A 3886-nucleotide genomic window follows, 5' to 3' on the forward strand; every position below is an offset into this window, starting at 1 on the left:
ATTATTTGTTTCATAACTCTGGATTGAATCCCTTTTTTTGCAACACTTGTAGTTAACTAGGTTGTGAACAATGTTGTTTTTTCTTATTATTACTATAAAATCGCAATGAAAATTACGAGATATTAAAAGCCCGGTTTTTCAAAACCGGGCGACAAAGTTCTAACTTAAATCTAATTGTAAATACTTCTGAGCAACGACGACTTCAACGCCACTACCGGCCGCCGTTTGTGCTTCCGCACGTAACTGTTCAAACGGCACGTCCTGTGGTAAGTGGGTCAACAGTAGCCGTTTAACGTGGGCCGCCTTAGCAATTTCTCCCGATTGTGCCGACGTCATGTGCCACATTTTCCCAGTTTTAGCAGCGCCAAAGTTGGTCTCCGTCATTAACAACTGTGACCCCTGAGCAAAATCGGCCAACTTAGGTAAGTAGGCGGTATCCGCTGAAAACGTTAATTGTTCACCAGTTGCCCGTTCAACAATTTTAACCGCGTACGCGGGCACCGGGTGCTTAGTTGGCATGAAGCTGACGTCAAACGGTCCAATTGGGTTAATTTTAGCAGGATCGTAAGCCCGACCAACGGTAGCACCGGCCCAGGTCAGTGCGCCAAAGTTTAACGGATCGGCCGTGTGCCCATAAATTGGCAATTCAGGCGTTTTACGATCACCCTGACGTAATTGCCAGTAGTACTGTAACACGCCAACGTCCGCCGTGTGATCGTGGTGATAGTGCGAAAGAACGACTGCGTCTAGTTGCAACGGATCAAGAATCTCCTCTAAGGCGTTTAACGCCCCCGAGCCACAATCAAGCAATAAATGGTAATCACCCGCGGAAACCAAGTACGAGCTCGTTCCGACCCCGTCGTACGGATAACCGCCATAATAGCCTAAAACCGTTAATTTCACAAGAACCATTTCCTTTCAAGCCTAGTTTTTAATTCCTCGCTGATTCTATTTTAACTTAGCGGCTGAGAAAAATGAAACCGTTGCCCGAACATATTTTCAATTAGTCATTAAAACACGTATAATATAAGTGTAATAATTAAGGAGTGATATTTGATGAGTGGAAAAATTTCAGCAACATTTGGGACGCGCAAAATTTTGACCCTGATTCAACAACAGCACGCCGACCGTGACTTACTCTTAATGCAAGCCAACGCCACTGAAGATCGTTATATGTTGCTCGACTTGACCGGTGAAAAAACCGTCTTTTCCAGTCCAGTAACCTACGACGTACTGCTTTCCAAGGGTACGGCTGATTGGCACGGGATGACCAGCTTCATCTTTGTCGATTTGCCAATTGAAGAACAAAAAGTTTTCCAATCTAAATTTAGTAGCTTCCGTCACGACTACGAACGGCCAGATGGGCTGAAGCACTTTATGGTTTTGCGTGAAGCTAAAAATGACGCGGCGTTCGTTCTCGTCACCAATTGGCACCGTGATTCTGAATATGCCGTTTGGCTCCGCAGCGAGTCATTCAAACCGTTTGCAAAGTACATTACTTCCGACTACGACTACCATGAAAGTCGTTATAGCTTTGTCCGTTCATTAAAATCTTAATCACGCGGACGACGGCCTTACAACGTGTTCAATCTATTCAAAACGACTTCCCCATTGGAGACTTTACTTTCCGGGGAAGTCGTTTTTTTGTTGTCGTTGGCGTTCACACACTCAACCTTGCCATGCTCATCATTAATGTAGCCAATTCGCCAACGTTTTCCCTCAGCACTCATGCACCCAACCCACTCTCCCACTCGTCGTTATCCGTAGAAGCGCTTTCGTGCATACCAGACGAAGGTTGGTTAGTGGTTGCCTATCAAAATAACCATAGCATGCTCTTACCCGTGTGCTGTGATGAATGCACCGTGCTGATTCATTGACGTTTAAAGCACTGATGATTATTCGTTCGGGCTCTCCGACACAGTAATTTATTCCACAAAAAAAGACATTCCAATGAATGTCTTTTTAAATAAGGACGGTCCGTACGAGACTCGAACTCGTGATCTCCTGCGTGACAGGCAGGCGTCCTAAACCAACTAGACCAACGGACCAATTGTGGGAGCAGGATTTGAACCTACGACCTTCGGGTTATGAGCCCGACGAGCTACCAGACTGCTCCATCCCGCGATAATATAATGACCCCTACGGGATTCGAACCCATGTTACTGCCGTGAAAGGGCAGTGTCTTAAACCACTTGACCAAGGGGTCATATTTATAAATAAAACAACGGAGAAGGAGGGATTCGAACCCTCGCACCGCTTGCGCGATCTACACCCTTAGCAGGGGCGCCTCTTCAGCCACTTGAGTACTTCTCCAAAATGGGCCTAAATGGACTTGAACCATCGACCTCACGCTTATCAGGCGTGCGCTCTAAACCAGCTGAGCTATAGGCCCAAAAAGCGGGTAACGAGAATCGGACTCGCGACAACAGCTTGGAAGGCTGTGGTTTTACCACTAAACTATACCCGCATATTGACAGATATGGCGCGGGACGGAATCGAACCGCCGACACATGGAGCTTCAATCCATTGCTCTACCGACTGAGCTACCGAGCCATTGTAGCCATGAAGTTTTATTCTTGTTAAACGGTCCGTACGAGACTCGAACTCGTGATCTCCTGCGTGACAGGCAGGCGTCCTAAACCAACTAGACCAACGGACCAAATTGCGGGAGCAGGATTTGAACCTACGACCTTCGGGTTATGAGCCCGACGAGCTACCAGACTGCTCCATCCCGCGATAATAATAAGGAGGATGAGAGATTCGAACTCTCGCGTGGTTTGACCCACCTGACGGTTTTCAAGACCGTTCCCTTCAGCCAGACTTGGGTAATCCTCCATATAATGTAACTAGGAACACGTCCACCATTACTAGTAGATGGACCTTGTAGGGCTCGAACCTACGACCGGACGGTTATGAGCCGTCTGCTCTAACCAACTGAGCTAAAGGTCCAAGCGCTTATTCCTATCGCGGCAGGGGGAATCGAACCCTCGACCTCCCGGGTATGAACCGGACGCTCTAGCCAGCTGAGCTACACCGCGATTTGTCAAATAATCATAAAGACTACTTAATCGGGAAAACAGGATTCGAACCTGCGACCCCCTGGTCCCAAACCAGGTGCTCTACCAAGCTGAGCTATTTCCCGTTATATGCACCCAGTAGGAGTCGAACCTACAACCTTCTGATTCGTAGTCAGACACTCTATCCAATTGCGCTATGGGTGCTTCATAATAATAATGCCGAGGACCGGGATCGAACCGGTACGGTTATCACTAACCGCAGGATTTTAAGTCCTGTGCGTCTGCCAATTCCGCCACCCCGGCAACACTATTTGATGAAACTTTTGGTACAAAGCGGAAGACGAGATTCGAACTCGCGACCCCCACCATGGCAAGGTGATGTTCTACCACTGAACTACTTCCGCATAATTATTCAGTTAATGCCGACTAGAGGATTCGAACCTCCGACCCCCTGTTTACAAGACAGATGCTCTGCCAGCTGAGCTAAGTCGGCGTTACGATTTAACACAACTATAACATCATATCATGTCCAGCCACATAAATCAACAATAACTTTGAAACTTTATTCAATTAAGAACCGTGAACAATGAGCCGTGACAGTCTCGAACTGTCGACCCTCTGATTAAAAGTCAGATGCTCTACCAACTGAGCTAACGGCTCAAATGGAGGATACAGGGCTCGAACCTGTGACCCTCTGCTTGTAAGGCAGACGCTCTCCCAACTGAGCTAATCCTCCAAAAAATGCATGGCAACGTCCTACCCTCGCAGGGAGCGATCCCCCAACTACTCTCGGCGTTAAGAAGCTTAACTTCTGTGTTCGACATGGGAACAGGTGTATCCTTCTTGCCATCGTCACCACACTACTGAGA

2 protein-coding genes, 19 tRNA genes and 1 rRNA gene are annotated in these 3886 nt (G+C 47.5%); 1 reads left to right on the forward strand and 21 read right to left on the reverse strand.

The annotated features are described in order from the left end of the window. Positions 1-159: 159 nt before the first annotated feature. Entirely contained in the window at positions 160-903 is a 744-nt protein-coding gene (locus D1831_RS13855) for an MBL fold metallo-hydrolase (RefSeq protein WP_125073418.1), read from the reverse strand. 153 nt (positions 904-1056) lie between these two features. Here D1831_RS13855 and D1831_RS13860 point away from each other — a divergent pair, with 153 nt between their 5' ends. Then, the gene (locus D1831_RS13860) at positions 1057-1557 is read left to right on the forward strand and encodes a hypothetical protein (RefSeq protein WP_125073419.1); all 501 of its coding nucleotides are present in this window, start codon (positions 1057-1059) and stop codon (positions 1555-1557) included. Between the two features lie 416 nt (positions 1558-1973). Here the strand turns inward: D1831_RS13860 and D1831_RS13865 are convergent. From D1831_RS13865 to rrf, 20 genes are all read right to left on the reverse strand, one after another. Beyond that, positions 1974-2048: transfer RNA gene (locus tag D1831_RS13865), tRNA-Asp, on the reverse strand. Between the two features lie 2 nt (positions 2049-2050). Beyond that, positions 2051-2124: transfer RNA gene (locus D1831_RS13870), tRNA-Met, on the reverse strand. A 9-nt stretch (positions 2125-2133) separates the two neighbouring features. Continuing rightward, positions 2134-2206, reverse strand: a tRNA-Glu gene (locus D1831_RS13875). A 19-nt stretch (positions 2207-2225) separates the two neighbouring features. Continuing rightward, positions 2226-2313: transfer RNA gene (locus D1831_RS13880), tRNA-Ser, on the reverse strand. Between the two features lie 4 nt (positions 2314-2317). Then, positions 2318-2392 (reverse strand) — tRNA-Ile (locus tag D1831_RS13885). 4 nt (positions 2393-2396) lie between these two features. After that, positions 2397-2467 (reverse strand) — tRNA-Gly (locus tag D1831_RS13890). Between the two features lie 13 nt (positions 2468-2480). Further along, a tRNA-Phe gene (locus D1831_RS13895) sits at positions 2481-2553 on the reverse strand. Between the two features lie 31 nt (positions 2554-2584). Further along, positions 2585-2659: transfer RNA gene (locus D1831_RS13900), tRNA-Asp, on the reverse strand. A gap of 3 nt (positions 2660-2662) precedes the next feature. Then, positions 2663-2736 (reverse strand) — tRNA-Met (locus D1831_RS13905). A gap of 9 nt (positions 2737-2745) precedes the next feature. Next, positions 2746-2835, reverse strand: a tRNA-Ser gene (locus tag D1831_RS13910). A 40-nt stretch (positions 2836-2875) separates the two neighbouring features. After that, positions 2876-2949 (reverse strand) — tRNA-Ile (locus D1831_RS13915). 15 nt (positions 2950-2964) lie between these two features. Further along, positions 2965-3038 (reverse strand) — tRNA-Met (locus tag D1831_RS13920). 30 nt (positions 3039-3068) lie between these two features. Continuing rightward, a tRNA-Pro gene (locus tag D1831_RS13925) sits at positions 3069-3142 on the reverse strand. Positions 3143-3147: 5 nt separating this feature from the next. Further along, positions 3148-3221, reverse strand: a tRNA-Arg gene (locus D1831_RS13930). A gap of 13 nt (positions 3222-3234) precedes the next feature. After that, positions 3235-3320: transfer RNA gene (locus D1831_RS13935), tRNA-Leu, on the reverse strand. Between the two features lie 29 nt (positions 3321-3349). Next, positions 3350-3421 (reverse strand) — tRNA-Gly (locus D1831_RS13940). 16 nt (positions 3422-3437) lie between these two features. Further along, a tRNA-Thr gene (locus D1831_RS13945) sits at positions 3438-3510 on the reverse strand. Between the two features lie 94 nt (positions 3511-3604). Further along, a tRNA-Lys gene (locus tag D1831_RS13950) sits at positions 3605-3677 on the reverse strand. A 3-nt stretch (positions 3678-3680) separates the two neighbouring features. Then, positions 3681-3753 (reverse strand) — tRNA-Val (locus D1831_RS13955). A gap of 7 nt (positions 3754-3760) precedes the next feature. After that, positions 3761-3877: ribosomal RNA gene (gene rrf, locus D1831_RS13960) — 5S ribosomal RNA — on the reverse strand. Between the last annotated feature and the right edge of the window lie 9 nt (positions 3878-3886).

Source organism: Lactiplantibacillus garii, assembly GCF_003885105.1.
Lineage (GTDB): Bacteria > Bacillota > Bacilli > Lactobacillales > Lactobacillaceae > Lactiplantibacillus > Lactiplantibacillus garii.